Annotated in this window: 18 protein-coding genes; 16 read left to right on the top strand and 2 right to left on the bottom strand. The window is 62.7% G+C overall.

Annotated elements, in window-relative coordinates:
* The first annotated feature begins 293 nt into the window (after window positions 1-293).
* The 6 genes from mihF to MTX36_RS02990 all read left to right on the top strand — a co-directional run bounded on the left by mihF (window position 294) and on the right by MTX36_RS02990 (window position 6377).
* Window positions 294-614, top strand: coding sequence for an integration host factor, actinobacterial type (mihF, locus tag MTX36_RS03015; protein WP_094272774.1), 321 nt, complete (start codon window positions 294-296; stop codon window positions 612-614).
* A gap of 60 nt (window positions 615-674) precedes the next feature.
* Window positions 675-1271 carry a guanylate kinase gene (gmk, locus tag MTX36_RS03010; RefSeq protein ID WP_243618284.1) on the top strand — a complete coding sequence of 199 codons (597 nt, stop codon included), beginning with the start codon at window positions 675-677 and terminating at the stop codon, window positions 1269-1271.
* Window positions 1272-1345: 74 nt separating this feature from the next.
* Entirely contained in the window at window positions 1346-1645 is a 300-nt protein-coding gene (rpoZ, locus tag MTX36_RS03005) for a DNA-directed RNA polymerase subunit omega (protein WP_033232151.1), read from the top strand.
* Entirely contained in the window at window positions 1642-2937 is a 1296-nt protein-coding gene (coaBC, locus tag MTX36_RS03000) for a bifunctional phosphopantothenoylcysteine decarboxylase/phosphopantothenate--cysteine ligase CoaBC (RefSeq protein ID WP_243618283.1), read from the top strand. Before rpoZ ends, coaBC begins: the two co-directional genes overlap by 4 nt.
* 172 nt (window positions 2938-3109) lie before the next feature.
* On the top strand, window positions 3110-4324 hold the full coding sequence (gene metK, locus MTX36_RS02995) for a methionine adenosyltransferase (RefSeq protein ID WP_094272776.1): 1215 nt from the start codon (window positions 3110-3112) through the stop codon (window positions 4322-4324).
* Between the two features lie 34 nt (window positions 4325-4358).
* Window positions 4359-6377 carry a primosomal protein N' gene (locus MTX36_RS02990; RefSeq protein ID WP_243618282.1) on the top strand — a complete coding sequence of 673 codons (2019 nt, stop codon included), beginning with the start codon at window positions 4359-4361 and terminating at the stop codon, window positions 6375-6377.
* Window positions 6378-6387: 10 nt separating this feature from the next.
* Here MTX36_RS02990 and MTX36_RS02985 read toward each other — a convergent pair whose 3' ends face one another.
* On the bottom strand, window positions 6388-7518 hold the full coding sequence (locus MTX36_RS02985) for an NAD(P)/FAD-dependent oxidoreductase (RefSeq protein WP_243618281.1): 1131 nt from the start codon (window positions 7516-7518) through the stop codon (window positions 6388-6390).
* A gap of 78 nt (window positions 7519-7596) precedes the next feature.
* On the opposite strand from MTX36_RS02985, the gene MTX36_RS02980 reads away from it, so the two are divergent.
* The 5 genes from MTX36_RS02980 (at window position 7597) to MTX36_RS02960 (ending at window position 12240) form a co-directional block, all read left to right on the top strand.
* Window positions 7597-8268, top strand: coding sequence for a TetR/AcrR family transcriptional regulator (locus MTX36_RS02980; protein ID WP_243618280.1), 672 nt, complete (start codon window positions 7597-7599; stop codon window positions 8266-8268).
* Between the two features lie 84 nt (window positions 8269-8352).
* Window positions 8353-8937, top strand: coding sequence for a PadR family transcriptional regulator (locus tag MTX36_RS02975; RefSeq protein ID WP_243618279.1), 585 nt, complete (start codon window positions 8353-8355; stop codon window positions 8935-8937).
* A gap of 79 nt (window positions 8938-9016) precedes the next feature.
* Window positions 9017-9550 (top strand): glutathione peroxidase, encoded by a 534-nt coding sequence (locus MTX36_RS02970; RefSeq protein ID WP_243618278.1) that lies wholly within the window; start codon window positions 9017-9019, stop codon window positions 9548-9550.
* Between the two features lie 217 nt (window positions 9551-9767).
* Complete coding sequence (locus tag MTX36_RS02965; RefSeq protein ID WP_094272782.1) at window positions 9768-11216, top strand: DHA2 family efflux MFS transporter permease subunit; 1449 nt, start codon at window positions 9768-9770, stop codon at window positions 11214-11216.
* Window positions 11217-11280: 64 nt separating this feature from the next.
* Window positions 11281-12240, top strand: coding sequence for a triacylglycerol lipase (locus tag MTX36_RS02960; RefSeq protein WP_243618277.1), 960 nt, complete (start codon window positions 11281-11283; stop codon window positions 12238-12240).
* Between the two features lie 30 nt (window positions 12241-12270).
* Here MTX36_RS02960 and MTX36_RS02955 read toward each other — a convergent pair whose 3' ends face one another.
* The gene (locus MTX36_RS02955; RefSeq protein WP_243618276.1) at window positions 12271-12477 is read right to left on the bottom strand and encodes a hypothetical protein; all 207 of its coding nucleotides are present in this window, start codon (window positions 12475-12477) and stop codon (window positions 12271-12273) included.
* A 291-nt stretch (window positions 12478-12768) separates the two neighbouring features.
* Between MTX36_RS02955 and fmt the strand changes: the two genes are divergently transcribed.
* From fmt to ribD, 5 genes are all read left to right on the top strand, one after another.
* A complete protein-coding gene (fmt, locus tag MTX36_RS02950) occupies window positions 12769-13692 on the top strand; it encodes a methionyl-tRNA formyltransferase (protein ID WP_243618275.1) in 924 nt (307 codons plus the stop codon).
* Window positions 13689-15131 (top strand): RsmB/NOP family class I SAM-dependent RNA methyltransferase, encoded by a 1443-nt coding sequence (locus MTX36_RS02945; protein WP_243618274.1) that lies wholly within the window; start codon window positions 13689-13691, stop codon window positions 15129-15131. Before fmt ends, MTX36_RS02945 begins: the two co-directional genes overlap by 4 nt.
* Window positions 15132-15218: 87 nt before the next feature.
* Window positions 15219-15566, top strand: coding sequence for an MmcQ/YjbR family DNA-binding protein (locus MTX36_RS02940; protein WP_243618273.1), 348 nt, complete (start codon window positions 15219-15221; stop codon window positions 15564-15566).
* Window positions 15567-15629: 63 nt separating this feature from the next.
* Window positions 15630-16313: a ribulose-phosphate 3-epimerase gene (gene rpe, locus MTX36_RS02935; RefSeq protein WP_243618272.1), complete on the top strand. Its 684-nt coding sequence runs from the start codon at window positions 15630-15632 to the stop codon at window positions 16311-16313.
* Window positions 16314-16317: 4 nt separating this feature from the next.
* Window positions 16318-17370 (top strand): bifunctional diaminohydroxyphosphoribosylaminopyrimidine deaminase/5-amino-6-(5-phosphoribosylamino)uracil reductase RibD, encoded by a 1053-nt coding sequence (gene ribD, locus MTX36_RS02930; RefSeq protein ID WP_243618271.1) that lies wholly within the window; start codon window positions 16318-16320, stop codon window positions 17368-17370.
* The last annotated feature ends 2 nt before the right edge of the window (window positions 17371-17372 follow it).

Here is a 17372-nt window from a genome sequence, read left to right as displayed (position 1 = left end):
CTGATGATCGAGGTTCCAAGTAGTTCGGAGCGGCGCACTGTCTTGAACTTGAAATCTGTTGTGCTACAGTAGATTTCGCAATCGTACCTACGTACGTGCCGTTTTGTTTCGGCCGCGATCGCGCTGTCGAAGGCGTCGATTCTCGGACTTGATTCAACACGCATAACCCACCGTGATCTGCACCGGACCGCGGGGGGCGGGTTAGCAATTCGCGCCAGGCGTGAGTACGGTCGCTATCGCTGCTGGTTATCCAGCGGAATAGACAAATTTGCACACGATGAGACGGAGGAACCGTGGCCCTTCCCCAGTTGACGGATGAGCAGCGCGCTGCTGCTTTAATGAAGGCAGCAGCTGCCCGCAAGGCCAGGGCTGAGCTCAAGGAGCGCTTGAAGCGCGGCGGCACCGACCTCAAAGAGGTCCTCAAGGATGCCGAAGACAACGAAATCTTGGGCAAGATGAAGGTTTCGGCTCTGCTCGAGGCTCTGCCGAAGGTGGGCAAGGTCAAGGCTCAGGAAATCATGACCGAGCTGGAGATCGCTCCGACCCGTCGCATCCGCGGCCTCGGTGATCGTCAGCGTCGGGCTCTCCTCACCAAGTTCGACTTCGAGGTCTGAGTCGAACCGTGATGAAAACTGGCGCAACAGTAATGATGAGTGCTGCACAAACAGTTTCTTATGAGTGCTGAGGCTGTGTCAGAGAGCAAGACTGCAGTGCGGAGGGGTCGGCTGGTTGTACTAGCCGGCCCCTCGGCTGTCGGCAAGTCGAGCGTGGTCCGCGAACTCAGAACTCGGTTGCCCGAGCTGATGTTCAGCGTGTCGGCAACGACCCGCGATCCTCGCCCCGGCGAGGTGGACGGTAAGGACTACCGCTTCACCACTCGAGACGAGTTTCAACGGATGATCGATTCCGGTGAACTCCTCGAATGGGCTGACATTCACGGCGGACTACAGCGATCAGGCACCCCAGCGGCACCCGTCGAAGAAGCTCTCGAAGCAGGACGGCCCGTGTTGGTCGAGGTCGATCTGGCCGGAGCCCGTGCGGTCCGCAAGGCAAAACCCGAAGCACTCCTGGTGTTCATGGCTCCGCCGAGTTGGGACGTTCTCGTCCAGCGGCTGACCGGCCGTGGCACCGAAACCGAAGACGTTGTCACGAGGCGGCTCGAGACCGCGCGAGTGGAATTGGCAGCCCAGGACGAGTTCGACACGGTCATCGTGAACGAAGATGTAAGCCGTGCTTGCGATGAGTTGGTATCCTTGTTGGTCGGGAACTGATTTTCATCCATTTCGATGCATACAGTCGATTCATGTAGGCCTTCATTGCACGATCTAATTCAGGAGACACAAGAGTGAGCAGCACTTCAGCCGCGTCCGCCGCAAGCCAGGGCGCTCTGCCTGCCTACGACACTCCGCTCGGCATCACCAACCCGCCGATCGACGAGTTGCTCGAACGCACCTCCTCGAAGTACGCCCTGGTCATCTACTCGGCCAAGCGTGCTCGCCAGATCAACGATTACTACAACCAGCTCGGTGACGGCATCCTCGAATACGTCGGCCCCCTCGTCGAGCCGGGTCTGCAGGAAAAGCCGCTGTCCATCGCGCTGCGCGAAATCCACGCTGATCTGCTCGAGCACACCGAAGGCGAGTGAGCACGTCGTCGGCCGCTCCCGAGTCAGTTTCGGGCACCGGGGGAACAGCGGAAACCCCCGGTTCGGCGCGTAAGCGCATCGTTGTCGGTGTCGGTGGTGGCATCGCGGCGTACAAAACATGCGCAATCATCCGTAGCTTCACCGAGAGTGGTCATTACGTCCGCGTGATTCCCACCGAGTCAGCACTGGAATTTGTCGGACGAGCCACTTTCGAGGCGCTCTCCGGCAATCCGGTGCATACCGGCGTTTTTACTGATGTTCCGCAGGTGCCGCATGTCCGGCTCGGTCAAGAGGCGGATCTTGTGGTCATCGCGCCGGCAACAGCCGATTTGATGGCGCGAGCCGTCATGGGCCGTGCCGACGACTTGCTGACCGCCACCTTGCTGACGGCTCGTTGCCCCGTTGTCTTCGCTCCGGCGATGCACACCGAAATGTGGGAACACCCCGCAACGGTGTCCAACGTGGCGACGCTCCGTTCGCGCGGAGTTCACGTCATCGAACCGGCGTCCGGACGCTTGACCGGAAAAGACACCGGTGCCGGCCGTCTACCCGAACCCGAAGAGATCGTCGGCCTCGCGTCGTTGCTCCTCGAGCGCGTCGACGCATTGCCCCGCGATCTCGAAGGTCGTCGGGTGCTCGTCACTGCCGGTGGCACACGTGAGCCCCTTGATCCTGTTCGTTTCCTCGGCAACCGCAGTTCCGGCAAACAGGGATATGCCCTCGCGCGCCTGGCCGCTCAGCGCGGTGCGCACGTCACCCTGATCGCGGGATACACGTCGGACCTCGCAGATCCCGCAGCAGTCGATGTGGTTCACGTCAAGACTGCCGAAGATCTTCGATTGGCCGTCGACAAGCACGCCCCCGGGCATGACGGCATCATCATGGCTGCGGCGGTCGCCGACTTCCGGCCCACCACGGTCGAAGGCAGCAAAATCAAGAAGGGCGCTAACGAGCCCGACTCGATCAGCCTGACTCGAAACGTGGATATCCTGGCCGGACTCGTCGAATCTCGTCGCGCCGGTGATCTCGATGAGCACACCGTCATCGTCGGATTTGCTGCGGAGACCGGCGACGCGCACGGCGATGTCCTGGATTACGCCCGCTCCAAGCTTGCTCGCAAGGGCTGCGATCTCCTCGTAGTCAATGCGGTAGGCGAGGGTAAAGCTTTCGAGGTCGACCACAATGATGGTTGGCTCCTGGGCTCCGACGGATCCGAATCAGCCCTCGAACACGGTTCCAAGGCTTTGATGGCCAGCCGAGTTCTGGACGCATTGGTGACCTTGTTTCCTTGAGTGGTGAGACCTATCACACCCAATTCGGGTGCGTATAAGGGTGTTGCGTTGATTGTGCGGCGACTATGGTCGGCGCAGCTATACATTAAGTACGGCAAAACGGCCACCGACGGTGGTTCGAGTATTTCCATAAGCTGTAGTCAAAAGAACTCAGGCGTCGAGAGGGAGATCTGTGAGCAAGTCCGGCAGTCGGCTATTCACCAGCGAGTCCGTGACCGAGGGGCATCCGGACAAGATCTGTGACGCGATCAGCGACTCCATTCTCGACGCGATCCTGACGCAGGATCCGCGTGCTCGCGTCGCCGTGGAAACTCTGGTCACCACCGGTCAGGTGCACGTAGCCGGCGAGGTCACGACCACCGCCTACGCCGACATCCCCAAGATTGTCCGCGACACGGTCCTCGAGATCGGTTACGACAGCTCAGCCAAGGGATTCGACGGCAACTCCTGCGGTGTCAACGTCGCGATCGGTGCGCAGTCCCCGGAAATCGCTCAGGGCGTTGACCATTCGCACGAGGCTCGTGTCGACGGAACGCTCGACGACGAGATCGATCGTCAGGGCGCCGGCGATCAGGGCTTGATGTTCGGTTACGCCACCACCGATACTCCGGAACTGATGCCGCTCCCTATCGCGATGGCGCATCGACTGGCACGTCGCCTCACCGAGGTTCGCAAGACCGGCATCCTGCCGTACCTGCGTCCCGACGGCAAGACCCAGGTGACCATCGAATACGACGGTGACAAGCCGGTTCGCCTCGATACTGTCGTCATCTCGACGCAGCACGCTGCCGACATCGATCTTGACAATCTGCTGACCCCGGATCTTCGCGAGAAGGTACTCAACTCGGTTCTCGCCGACGTGAACCTTGCCAACCTGGACACCACAGACGTGCGCCTGCTGGTCAACCCGACAGGCAAGTTCGTCCTCGGTGGACCGATGGGTGACGCCGGTCTGACCGGCCGCAAGATCATCGTCGACACCTATGGCGGAATGGCTCGCCACGGCGGCGGCGCATTCTCCGGCAAGGACCCGTCCAAGGTGGACCGCAGTGCCGCCTACGCCATGCGCTGGGTTGCCAAGAACGCAGTTGCTGCCGGCCTCGCCGACCGCATCGAAGTTCAGGTTGCCTACGCCATCGGCAAGGCAGCTCCGGTTGGTCTGTTCGTCGAGACGTTCGGCACCGAGAAGACCGATCCGGCTCGCATTCAGCAGGCCATCACCGAGGTCTTCGACCTGCGTCCGGGAGCGATCATTCGCGATCTCGATCTGCTGCGCCCGATCTACGCGAAGACCGCTGCGTACGGCCACTTCGGTCGCACCGATATCGATCTCCCGTGGGAGAGCACGGATCGTGCAGACAAGCTCCGTAGCGCAGCCGGTCTCTGATTGCTCAGTGACCTAGCGGGGTGGACATAGCGGGGTGGGCGCGGAAAGAGTAGCGGCAGAGGTTGATCCGGTTGCCCGGGTTCTACCGATGCTTCCCCTCGCTCACCTCGATCGGGAGTTCGATTATCTCGTTCCCCGTGAACTCGAAGCGGATGCGCAACCCGGTGTACGGGTGCGCATCCGCTTTGCTGGTCGTCTGGTCGACGGCTTCATCGTTTCCCGTGAGGCGACCAGCGATCATCAGGGCAAGTTCGGCTGGCTCGAGCGTGTCATCTCCGCCGAGCGCGTACTCACTGCCGAGGTAGCGCAGTTGGTCGACCGTGTCGCCGAGCGTTATGCCGGGACGCGTGCCGATGTCCTGCGATTGGCCGTGCCCCCTCGCCATGCAAAAGTTGAAGCTGAGCCATGGGAGCCGTGCGGTGACATCGCGGCGCCCACCCTGGACGAACGAGGCTGGCACCTCTATCAACACGGCGAAGCGTTTGTCACCGCCGTCCGTGAATTTCGCGCTCCGCGTGCGGTGTGGCAGGCATTGCCCGGTGAAGACTGGCCGATGCGTCTGGCCGAACTCGCGGGATCTGTTGCAGCCGTAGGGAAGAGCGCTGTAATCGTTGTACCCGATCAGCGCGATCTCGATCGTGTGCTTGCGGCCTGCGAGGCTGTGTCCGGCACTGAAGCGGTGGTGGGACTGTCAGCCGGCCTGGGTCCGGCAATGCGATATCGACGGTGGTTGGCGGCGCTCCGCGGAAGCGCGCGGATCGTGGTCGGCACTCGAAGCTCCGTTTTTGCTCCGACCCCGGATACCGGACTCGTAGTGGTGTGGGACGACGGCGACGACAACCTGGCGGAGCCGCGTTCGCCGTATCCGCATGCCCGCGAATCTGCAGTCTTGCGAGGCCATGTCGCTGGATGCGCCGTGGTGATCGGCGGTTTCTCACGGACCGCGGAATCCCAGGCACTCGTCGATTCCGGTTGGGCTCACGATTTGGTGGCAGCCCGCGACGTCGTCCGGCATTGCTCGCCCAAGATCACCGCATTGGCAGATAGTGATCAGGCCTTGGCCCGCGACCCCGGTGCCCGGGCGGCACGCTTGCCGGCCATTGCTTTTGCCGCTGCACGACGCGCATTGCGCGAAGGCCACGGCGTGTTGGTTCAAGTGCCGCGCCGCGGTTACGTGCCGACCCTTGCCTGCGGGAAATGCCGCGCACCGGCGCGCTGCCGACGATGCAACGGGCCCTTGGCATTACCGTCAGCTGCCGGTCCGGACGGTGCCGGAATTCCCGAGTGCCGGTGGTGCGGCGTCGCCGATGCGGCGTACCGGTGTCATGCCTGTGGTGCGAAGGCGTTGCGGGCGGTTGTCGTTGGCGCAGGTCGTACCGCCGAGGAACTCGGCCGGGCGTTCCCCGGGGTGAAGGTTGTGTTGTCCGGTGGCGGCGACGTGGTCAAGGAAGTTCCCCAAGGTCCAGCTTTGGTGGTCTCGACCGTCGGCGCAGAACCGGTGATGACCGGAGGTTATGGCGCCGCTCTGTTGCTCGACGGTTGGGCGTTGCTCGGCCGCGCTGATCTGCGAGCCGAAGAAGAGACGCTGAGGCGGTGGATGTCGGCCGCGGCCTTGGTGATTCCGCTGTCCGAAGGCGGCGAAGTGGTGGTGGTCGCGGATTCGGGAATCCCGACGGTCCAGGCGTTGGTGCGCTGGGATCCGATCGGTCACGCCCGCAATCAGTTCGACGAACGCGAAGAGGTCGGGTTTCCGCCGGCTGTACACCTGGCGGCCATTGACGGTGGCAGCGCCGCGATTGCGGAGTTGGTGGCGTCGGCGGAATTGCCGAGCAGTGCTGTACTGCTCGGTCCGGTGGAATTGCCGGCGGGGGAGCGCCTTCCGTATTCGGGTGAAGATGAAGCCGGAGTGGCTCCGGAGCGGATGCTCATTCGGGTGCCGCGCAAGGACGGGCGTGCGTTGGCTGATGCGCTCGCTCACGCACGTGCAGCTCGGAGTGCGCGGAAGTCCTCGGGTCCGGTGCGGATTCAGATTGATCCGCGCCGAATCGGTTGATTGCCAGGGCTCACTCGTCGAGGGTGCCGGTGAAGAAATCGACGAGTGAGAACGGTGCCCGGTCGCCGAGGCAGAGGTCCAGGATGACGTGTGCGTCTTCGGCTTCCGACGCGCTGCGCGCGAACATTGCCTCGTCGTAGGAGGTGAGTGCGGCTTCGACGTCGTCGGGGTGTGCGGCAATTGCCTTCCCTAACTCGGCGCCGTCGAACATCGCCAAGTTCGCGCCCTCGCCGGACGGCACCATCAGGTGAGCGGCATCGCCGAGGAGTGTCACACCGGGAACTCGATTCCAGCGGTGCTTGTCCGGAAGCGCGTAGATCCTGCGGGGAACTGGTGGGGTGTCGGCATCGGTGATCAGGGCCGTGAGTTCTGTTGCCCAGCCGTCGAACTCGGTTGCGACTCGAGCAGTCGCTGCGTCGGCGTCGCCGAAGTCGATGTCGGCAATCCACTCAGCGGAGCGGTTCAGTTGGACGTACGTATGAAGCACGCCCCCAGCTTCGCGGTGTGCGGTGATGCCTTTTCCCGGAGAGAGTGCGTACATCGCACCGTCGCCGACAGCTTTGGCTGCCGCGGCATGCCGTTGGTCCGCGTCGTGCAGGTAGGTTTCGATGAATACGGTGCCGACGTACTCGGGCTTGGCGCCGGAGAGCAGCGGGCGGATCTTCGACCAGGCACCGTCGGCACCGACAAGAATGTTTGTGGTCAGGGTCGAGCCGTCGGCGAAGGTCAGCTCGTGTCGTCCGTCGCCGAGGGGGCTGGCGCTCGTGACTTTGCGTCCCCATTGGATCGTCTCGTCGGGCAATGATTCGAGCAGGATCCGACGCAGGTCTCCGCGGAGCACCTCGGGGCGCGCGCCCGTGCCGTCGTCGGGTTCGTCGAGCAGCATCGTGCCGTGTTGGTCGAGTATTCGCGAAGCCGCGCCGCCCTCGTGAATGATCGCGTGGAATTCGTCGATGAGACCGGCAGCTTCGAGTGCCAGTTGTCCGTTGTGCTCGTGGATATCGAGTTGGCCGCCCTGGATGCGGGCTGCCGCAGAGGGCTCCGCCTCGTAGATTTTCGCGGGGATGCCGTGGACCTGGAGGACGCGTGCGAGGGTGAGGCCGCCGAGGCCGGCACCGATGATCGTGACTGGTGTTATCATAGCGTTTCCTTTCGAGGCTGGAACGTTGTTCCATTGACAATCTTGGAACGGCGTTCCAAATCTGTCAAGATGGAGCCCATGGATACCGAGTCACAGCGGACCGAACGGCGTACGGACGCGCTCTCGAAGGAGCGAATCGTCGAGGCAGCGATCGAGATCCTGGATGCCGAGGGTGAGAAGGCGCTCACATTCAGGGCGCTTTCGGCTCGTCTGTCGACGGGGAGCGGGGCGATCTACTGGCACGTCGCCAACAAGAACGAACTGCTCGCCGCGACGACCGACGACGTCATTGCTCGCGTCGTGACCGGGACGATCGAGGGGGTGGCGCCCCGGGAAGCGATCCGGGCAATTTCCCTCGGACTGTTCGACGCGATCGATGCACACCCTTGGGTGGGCACTCAACTCTCACGTGAGCCTTGGCAGTGGGCGGTGCTGCAGATATTCGAAAGCGTCGGCGGGCAACTTCAAGCACTCGGCGTTCCGGAAGATGCGCGGTTCGATTGCGCGTCCGCGCTCGTGAACTACGTCCTCGGTCTCGCCGGGCAGTATGCCGCGGGTGCCAGACTCCTTGCGCGCGAGACGGATCGAACGGCCTTCCTCGGAAACATCGCCGCGCGATGGGAACAACTCGACGCGGCGGAGTATCCGTTCCTGAGTAGTGCGGCGACCCAGTTGCGCGAGCATGACGACCGCGAACAATTTGTCGCGGGCATCGACCTCATCCTGTCCGGCATTGCGACCGTTCGATAGGCGGTGGTGATCCGTAGACAGAATTGCCCCGCCTCAGATAGCGATATATCGTCGAACTATCAACGATAGTGAGTGAGGGTGGACATGGACAGGCATTTCCCAGACGGCGATCGTGGACGAGGGCGCGGTCGGGGCCACTTCGGACCTGGCGGGCCAGGGTTTGGGCCGGGCGCGCATCTGGGTCGAGGACGTGGCCGCGGTGGTCGGGGTCGACGTGGTGACGTCCGGGCGGCAGTTCTGCTTCTCATCGCCGAAGAACCGATGCACGGGTATGAACTGATTCAGCAGATCGTCGAGCGCAGTGGCGGTGTGTGGAAGCCGAGTCCCGGCTCGATTTACCCCGCTCTGTCGCAACTCGAAGACGAAGGCCTCGTCATCATCGACAAGGTCGCCGGACGCAAGACCGCCCGGCTCACCGCGGAAGGTGTTGCCTACGTCGCGGAGCACAAAACCGATCTGGGTTCGCCGTGGGACGACGTTCGCGACAGCGTCGGTGCGCCGGAACAGGATTTGCGTGAGCTGATCGGACAACTCATGGGTGCTGCCGGTCAAGTTGCCGCCGTGGGAACGCCGGCACAGGTCAAGGCGGCGGCAGATGTTCTGATCGAAGCTCGCAAGTCTTTGTATCGGGTGCTGGCCGAAGATGGGTCCACCGACTCGGACAACTGAGTGCGGCCGGCCATGATTGCTGGCGAAGCATGAACTAGCTTGGGTAGCAAGATAATCACTTCGATAACCGGGAGAATTCATGACTGTCCACAACTTCGCCGTCAAGGCTGCCGACGGATCCACCGAGGATCTGAGCCAGTACAAAGGCAACCTACTGTTGATCGTCAACGTGGCGAGCAAGTGTGGATTCACACCGCAGTACGAAGGCCTCGACGCCTTGTACCGCGAGAACAAGGACCGCGGTCTCCGAGTCATCGGATTCCCGTGCAATCAGTTCGGCGACCAGGAACCCGGTCAGGACGCGGAAATCCAGGAATTCTGCAGCACCACCTACAACGTCACGTTCCCCGTTCACGCCAAGCTCGAGGTCAACGGTGACAACGCAGACCCGCTGTACACGCACCTCCGCAGCGAAGCGCCGGGTGAGTTCGGACCCGAAATCGGATTCCTTTTCGACCACGTCAGCAAGACTCGCCCCGAAGCGATCGGTACCGACGAGGTGAAGTGGAACTTCACCAAGTTCCTCGTCGATCAGGACGGAGCGGTGGTCCGCCGCTTCGAGTCGACGGTGACACCGGAGCAGATTGCCGCGGAGATTTCGGATCTGCTGTAAATCGTTGATACGGACATCCATTCCCGGGAGTATCTGTGCGCGTTCCCGGGAGTGGAGGTCTCAGGCGAGTGCCCGGCGGCTGCGATCAGGCAGTCGCGGCCGGGGTCGCTCCGGGTTCCGGCGTCGAAATTAGTTTGACGGTGACTCTCGAAATGGTCGATATTGTTGAATCAATAGATTTGTTTGTCGACTAAATTCAGAGAGTCCGTAGCAGCGCATGCATATTGAAGAGACAGAAGCTCAATCGGACGCGGTTCACGCGGACGATCTTGACCGCGGCAGCAAATTGTTGATCGGCGTGTTGGTGGTCGCCGCATTCGTCATGATCCTCAACGAGACGATCATGGGCGTTGCACTGCCGCGTCTGATGGTAGATCTCGACATCACTGCCAGTACGGCGCAGTGGCTGACCACCGGGTTTCTGCTGACCATGGCGGTCGTCATCCCCACAACGGGCTACCTGTTCCAGCGATTCACACTCCGACAAGTTTTTGCCGCAGCCATGACACTCTTCAGTGTCGGCACGTTCCTGGCGGCAATTGCACCCGGATTCGAACTGCTTCTGGTGGGTCGCGTTGTCCAAGCCGGCGGCACCGCCATCATGCTTCCACTGCTCATGACCACGGTCCTGCGTGTTGTCCCCGTACATAAACGCGGCGCCATGATGGGCGTCATCTCCATCGTGATTGCCGTCGCTCCGGCTGTCGGCCCCACCCTTTCCGGTGTGATTTTGCGCTCACTGGACTGGCGCTGGATGTTCTGGATCGTATTGCCGATCGGACTCGTCGCGTTTGCCATCGGCTCGGTATTGGTCAAGAACCTCACGACAACCGGCGCGGCTCCGTTCGACGGCCTGTCAGTTATCTTGTCCGTCTTTGCGTTCGGTGGCATCGTCTACGGACTCGGCAGCATCGGACACTCTGCCGAAGGATCGGGTGTGCCGGTGTGGATACCGCTGGTGGTCGGCGTCGTCGCTCTGGTCGTGTTCGTTTTGCGTCAGCTCTCTCGGCAGGAGAGTGGACGCGCACTGCTCGACTTGCGACCCTTCCTCACTCCCACGTTCAGCATCGGACTCGCCATGTTGGCGATCAGCATGATGGCACTGTTCGGTGCGCTGATCCTGTTGCCTTTGTACCTCCAGAATGTGCGCGGCCTCGACACCTTGAAGACCGGTTTGTTGCTACTTCCCGGGGGTCTACTCATGGGAGTTCTGGCGCCGTTCGTGGGACGCGTATTCGACCGTGTCGGTCCACGCCCGTTGGTCATCCCCGGTGTGGTCGTGGTCAGTGGCGCATTGTGGCTGATGACGCTCCTCGATACGGAGACCGCTCTTCCGGTGGTTGTCGGCATCCATTCGATGCTGATGGCGGGTCTCGCCTTGGTCATGACGCCGTTGATGACGTCGTCGCTGGGGTCGGTTCCGTCCGAGTTGTATTCGCACGGCAGCGCGATCTTCAATACCGGGCAGCAACTGGCCGGGGCAGCCGGCACAGCGCTGTTCGTCACGATCATGTCGAACACAGCGGCTTCACAACTTGCCGACGGTGCTTCCGATATTGCAGCGCAGCAGTCCGGCATCCACACCGCATTCTTGTGGGGTGGCGTCATTTCCCTACTTGCGGTGGCAGGTTCGGTATTTATCAAGAAACCGGCAATAGTAGGGTAACCGGTCGGTTGGCACCTTATGATCTGTTTCTGCACAGTGCTTTTCAAGGTGGGAGTATCGAGTTATGACGGTTGTGACCAGGTCCGCGGGACTGGTGTTTTCGATGGCGGCTGCAATTGCGATGGCAGTGCCCAGTGTCGCGGGTGCCGTCACTCCGACGGTGGTCGGGCCACCGCAGACTACCCGTCACGCGGCCACCGGATATGCCGAGGGACATCCGGATTTGGCCCCGGCGGGGTCCAACAATTTCGACTGCAAGCCCAGTGCGGCGCATCCGCGGCCAGTACTTCTCGCGCACGGAACCGATACTCAGGCCTACACCGATTGGGCGGCCGTTGCACCGGCACTCGCGGCTGACGGGTACTGCGTCTTCGCGCTCAACTACGGTAAAGATTCCGAAAAAGATACCTACGGCGTCGGCGATATCGTCTCTAGCGCCGGTGAATTCAGTGCATTCGTTGATCAAGTGCGATCAGCGACCGGGGCTGATCGCGTCGACGTCGTCGGGTATTCGCAAGGCGCAACCGTGACTCGGTACTACATCAACAAGCTCGGTGGATCAGAGTTCGTCGACCAGTGGGTCGGGCTGGCGTCGCCCTCGTATGGGGGCGTGATGTTCGGACTCGTGCCGATCGTTCGTGCGATCCCCGGCGCCGACGAGTTTGTCCGGGACACCTTTTCCGTCGCTGTCAGTGAACAGATGGAGGGATCCGATCTGCTGCGCAGCCTCAACGACGGCGGTGACACGGTGCCGGGGGTGCATTACACCACCATCGGTTCGCGGGTCGACGAGATGATTCAGCCGTCCAGCAACATCGCCTTACGGGGTCCCGGAGCGGAGAACATCGTCCTCCAGGACGTGTGCCCCCAGAACCTGACCGGCCACTTCCGGATGCCCTACGACCCGTACGTGATCGACATCATTCGTACGTCACTCGATCCGACTGCCGAGCGGCACGTATCCTGCACGGCCGTACCGCTCGGCGCGGATATTCTGCAGGTGGTCATCGACTCAAACTCCTGAGGTCGGCTCGACCACTGCGGTCAATCTCGACTACTCAGCGAGTTTGGCGGCAGCCTGCGCCCACAGGAAAAACTTGTTGGTACCCAGATCGCGGACCGTCTTGATATTGAATGCAGCCTTCAAATGCTCTGCATCCGAATCACTTACGCCGTTCAAGGCTGCCGCTGGCGCATCGGCCAAATCTTCGACGGACTTACCTGCATATGCCTTGTCGAACTTGCTGTCGATGCCTGCCATGAAGTACCTCCGTGTGGTCGGTGCATGTGCTTCTTGCTTCTCGACGCCAAGTGGTGGAGGCAGGGACAGTCAATACCGTCTACGGGTGAATCTGCAGCGTTCTCACCAAAGAACTTGCTGAGAATTGTGTTCGATGTGCCGTGCGGTACAAACCGGTGGCAGCACTCCTTAGACTGACAGTTCCATCCACACAAACATTCGGGAGCGCTTTCGTGAGTTGCAGTCCACCACGTTCGATAGGCCAGCGGGCTGATCACAGTCTGACCAGCCCTGAGAATCGGGAGGGCTGACATGCGCGTCGTCTTCGCCGGAACCCCGGAACCTGCCGTTCCCTCACTGCGTCGACTCATCGAGTCGGCCAACCATGAGGTTGTTGCCGTAGTGACGCGTCCCGACGCCGTCGCCGGTCGTGGCCGCAAGGTCACCCGCTCACCCATCGGACTGCTTGCCGACGAATACGGAATCCCCGTCTTGACGCCGGCCAAGGCGTCCGACCCCGAATTTGCGGCTGAACTCAAGAGTTTCGAACCGGATTGCGCACCTGTCGTGGCGTACGGAAACCTGCTGCCACAGAGCATTCTCGACATACCGAAATTCGGCTGGGTCAACCTGCACTTCTCATTGCTTCCCGCCTGGCGCGGCGCCGCGCCGGTGCAGGCAGCGATCAGTGCCGGCGACGAAGTGACCGGCGCGAGCGCGTTTCGCCTCGAAGCCGGTATGGATACCGGCCCGGTCTACGGAGTGATGACGGAACGTATCCGCGACACCGACACTGCGGGCGATCTGCTCGGGCGTCTGGCCGAAGGTGGAGCGGGCCTGCTCGAATCCGTTCTGGACGCTATCGAAGCCGGCGAGATCAACGCGGTTCCGCAATCCGTCGACGGCGTTTCCTACGCTCCGAAGGTAACTGTCGACGCGGCTCGCGTGCGCTGGAACTTTCCCGCCCTGACGGTGGACCGCCATATTCGGGCTGTCACGCCGGCTCCCGGTGCCTGGACGATGATCGGCGACCTCCGGGTCAAAGTCGGACCTGTCACGGTAACGGACGAGGTGTTGGACGTCGGCGAGATCGCAGTGCGCAAGGATGGTCTTTACATCGGTACCGCGACGACTGCGGTACGACTCGGGCAGATACAGCCCCCGGGCAAGAAATTGATGTCGGCAGGGGACTGGGCACGCGGTGCCCGACTCGACGCGGAGGTAAAGGCAGCATGACCGAATCACGACGACCAGCACGGCAGACGCAAGGCCCGGGCGGCAAGCGCAACGGGTCCCGGAACAACAAGCCCAAGCAGGTGGAGCGGCCCGATCCGACGGCTGGTCTCGACAAGCCGCGTTTGGCAGCACTCGACGTCCTGCGCGCAGTTCGCGAGCGCGACGCCTACGCCAACCTCGTTCTGCCCGGCCTCTTGCGTGACCGCAAGCTGGACTCGCGCGACGCTGCCCTTGCCACGGAATTGGCCTATGGCGCAGCCCGCGCTCAGGGCCTTCTCGACGCCGTGATCGTGCATGCGTCCGGGCGGCCCGTCGAGGAAATCGACGGCAACCTCCTCGATGTGCTTCGTCTGGGCTCGTACCAATTGCTGCGTACCCGCGTTGCCCCGCATGCCGCTGTAGCGACGTCCGTTGATCTCGCGCGGGCCGAATCAGGCCAGGGCCGAGCAGGATTCGTCAATGCTGTTCTGCGCCGCGTGTCCGAGCGTACGCAGGACGAGTGGGTGGAACTGCTGGCGCCGAAGGACCCGATCGGGCACCTCGCCTTCGAGCACGCGCACCCGATGTGGATCGCGCAGGTCTTCGCTGATTCGCTCGGCGCAGCCGCCGGCGAGCTCGAAGACGTACTGATCGCGGACGACGCTCGTCCGGCTGTGCACCTCGTTGCGCGTCCCGGTGAAATCTCGGCCGAAGAACTCGCACTGGTCACCGGCGGCGAGATCGGCGCCTACTCGCCGTACGCCGTCCACCTCGACGGGGGCGACCCCGGACAGCTCGACGCAGTCCGTCAGGGGCTGGCCGGCGTGCAGGACGAAGGCAGTCAGTTGGTCGCCCGCGCTCTCACGCTCGCCCCGCTCGAAGGTGACGACGCCGGCCGCTGGCTCGACCTCTGTGCCGGCCCCGGCGGTAAGGCCGCACTCCTCGGCGCCCTTGCCGGTATCGAAGGCGGACGCCTCGACGCCGTTGAACCGGTTCCGCATCGCGCTGAGCTGATCCGCAAGACCACCCGTGAGCTTCCCGTCGACGTGCACGTTGCCGACGGCCGCGAATCGGGACTCGAGCCCGGATACGACCGCATTCTCGTCGACGCACCCTGCACTGGCCTGGGCGCACTGCGTCGTCGCCCGGAATCTCGGTGGCGTCGTCAGCCGTCGGACGTGGCTCCGCTGGCGAAGCTGCAGCGCGAATTGCTCGCAGCAGCAATCGAATTGGTTCGTCCCGGCGGCGTGGTCCTGTACTCCACCTGCTCGCCGCACCTGACGGAGACCCTCGCAGTGGTCGCTGATGCCGTACGACGTCACGGCGTTGTCGAACTCGACACCAAGGAATTGGTTCCCGGAGTTCCGAACGTCGGCGACGGCAATTCCGTTCAGCTGTGGCCGCACCGCCACGGTACGGATGCGATGTTCATGGCGGCGTTGCGCAAGCCGCTGGCCTAGCTCGCTGTGCGCCTTTATCAGCCGCCGGCGGTTAATAAAGGCGCACAGGGGTTTGCTTCCCGGCACAAGAGTCGTAGGGTTCCCTCCATGGTTACGTGGGAACAGGTTGTTGTGCTCGGGTCGAAACTTCCTTCGGTGGAGGAATCGACCTCGTACAACACTCCAGCACTCAAGGTGGCAGGCAAGACGTTTGTGCGTCTGCGCGCCGAAGCCGAAGGCGCATTGGTAGTGATGTGTGGTCTGGACGAAAAAGAGGCGTTACTCGCCAGTGGTCAAGCACCGTTTTTCACCACCGACCACTATCACGGCCACGGTTCGATCCTCGTTCATCTCGAACTGATCGACGAGATTCAGCTGTCCGAGATGCTCGAGGACGCGTGGCGAATCAAGGCCCCGAGCAAGGTCCGTAAGCTCCGCGCAGCAGTCAATCACTGACAGTCGTCTCCGCCGCCGACGTGCGTGCACAGGGGGAGTGGCGTCACCGCTAAACTCGGGCACGTGGCTTCCCCGATGATCGCACCGTCCATTCTGTCCGCAGACTTTGCTCGCCTAGCCGATGAAGCGGCCGCTGTTGCCGGCTCCGACTGGCTTCACGTCGACGTGATGGACGCGCACTTTGTTCCGAACCTGACGCTGGGCCTCCCCGTCGTCGAGAGCCTGCTCAAGGCGACGGATATTCCGCTCGACTGCCACCTCATGATCGACAACCCGGAGCGCTGGGCGCCGCCGTACGCCGAGGCCGGCGCGTACAACGTCACGTTCCACGCCGAAGCTACCGACGATCCGCGTTCGGTCGCTCGCGATATCCGCGCCGCCGGCGCCAAGGCCGGATTGAGCATCAAGCCCGGTACCCCGATTGAGCCGTACCTCGAAATCCTCAAGGACTTCGACACACTCCTGATCATGAGCGTCGAGCCCGGTTTCGGCGGTCAGTCCTTCATGCCGCAGGTACTCGACAAGGCGCGGACAATCCGCAAGCTTGTCGATTCCGGTGAGCTCAAGTTGCTCGTCGAGATCGACGGTGGCATCAATGCGTCGACAATTGAGCAGGCAGCCGAGGCGGGTATCGACTGCTTCGTCGCCGGTTCCGCTGTGTATGGCGCCAGCGATCCGGGGGAAGCTGTGCGCAAGCTCCGCGCGCAGGCAGCTTTGGCGTCGCACCACCTGACCCTGTCGGTCTGAGAACATGGCAAAAGGCGCGCAGGCGTCGAGTGCTGACCTCGACGCCGCGATGCAGATCGCTCTGGCCGCAGCAGATTCCGCACGCGGTTTCACCAGTCCCAATCCGCCGGTAGGTGCCGTGATCCTGGCGGCCGACGGGACCATTGCGGGCGTCGGGATGACGCAGCCGCCCGGCGGTCCGCATGCCGAAATCGTGGCTTTGACCGAAGCCGGTACTGCCGCGCGCGGTGGTACCGCCGTTGTCACCCTCGAACCTTGCAACCATCAGGGGCGGACCGGGCCCTGCTCGCAGGCGTTGATCGACGCCGGTATCTCAGCTGTGGTCTATGCCGTCGGCGATCCCAATCCTGAGGCTTCCGGGGGAGCGGCGACGCTCATGCGTGCCGGAGTCTCCGTCACCTCAGGATTGCGCGAGGCCGAGGCCGAAGCCGGCCCGCTGCGGGCGTGGCTGCACAAACAGCGCACCGGGCGTCCGCACATCACCTGGAAGTACGCGGCCAGTCTCGACGGTCGCAGCGCCGCCGAGGATGGGACCAGTCAGTGGATCACCGGTCCGGCGGCACGCGCCCGGGTGCATGCGCAGCGCGCCCAGATCGATGCCATAATCGTCGGAACCGGCACAGTTCTTGCGGACGATCCATGGTTGACGGCGCGTCAACCGAACGGAGAGCTGGCTGCGCATCAGCCCGTGCGAGTGGTAGTCGGGAAGCGTGAAATCCCTTCGACAGCAGCCGTTCTCGACGAGGCTGCGCCCACCCTGTTGCTGAACACCGACAACATCGACGAGGTTGTCGAAGCGCTCGGCGAGTACACAGACGTATTGCTCGAAGGTGGCCCGCGGCTGGCCGGCGCGTTCCTCGCTGCCGGGTACGTCGACGTCATCGAGGCGTACATCGCACCGATCCTGCTGGGCGCCGGCGCTTCGGCACTGGTCGACGCCGGAGTACACACCATTGCCGACGCGCGTCGGTTCCGTCTGGAGTCCGCGGTAACGATCGGTCCCGATATTTTGTTGAGTCTGGTTCCGGAGAGTTCTGCTCCGGGGAACGAGGAGTAGAA

It is taken from the genome of Rhodococcus sp. ARC_M6, assembly GCF_022810305.1.
Classification (GTDB): domain Bacteria; phylum Actinomycetota; class Actinomycetes; order Mycobacteriales; family Mycobacteriaceae; genus Rhodococcus_F.
Note: the sequence above shows the minus strand (reverse complement) of the source record. Positions and strands in the feature narration are given on the sequence as shown.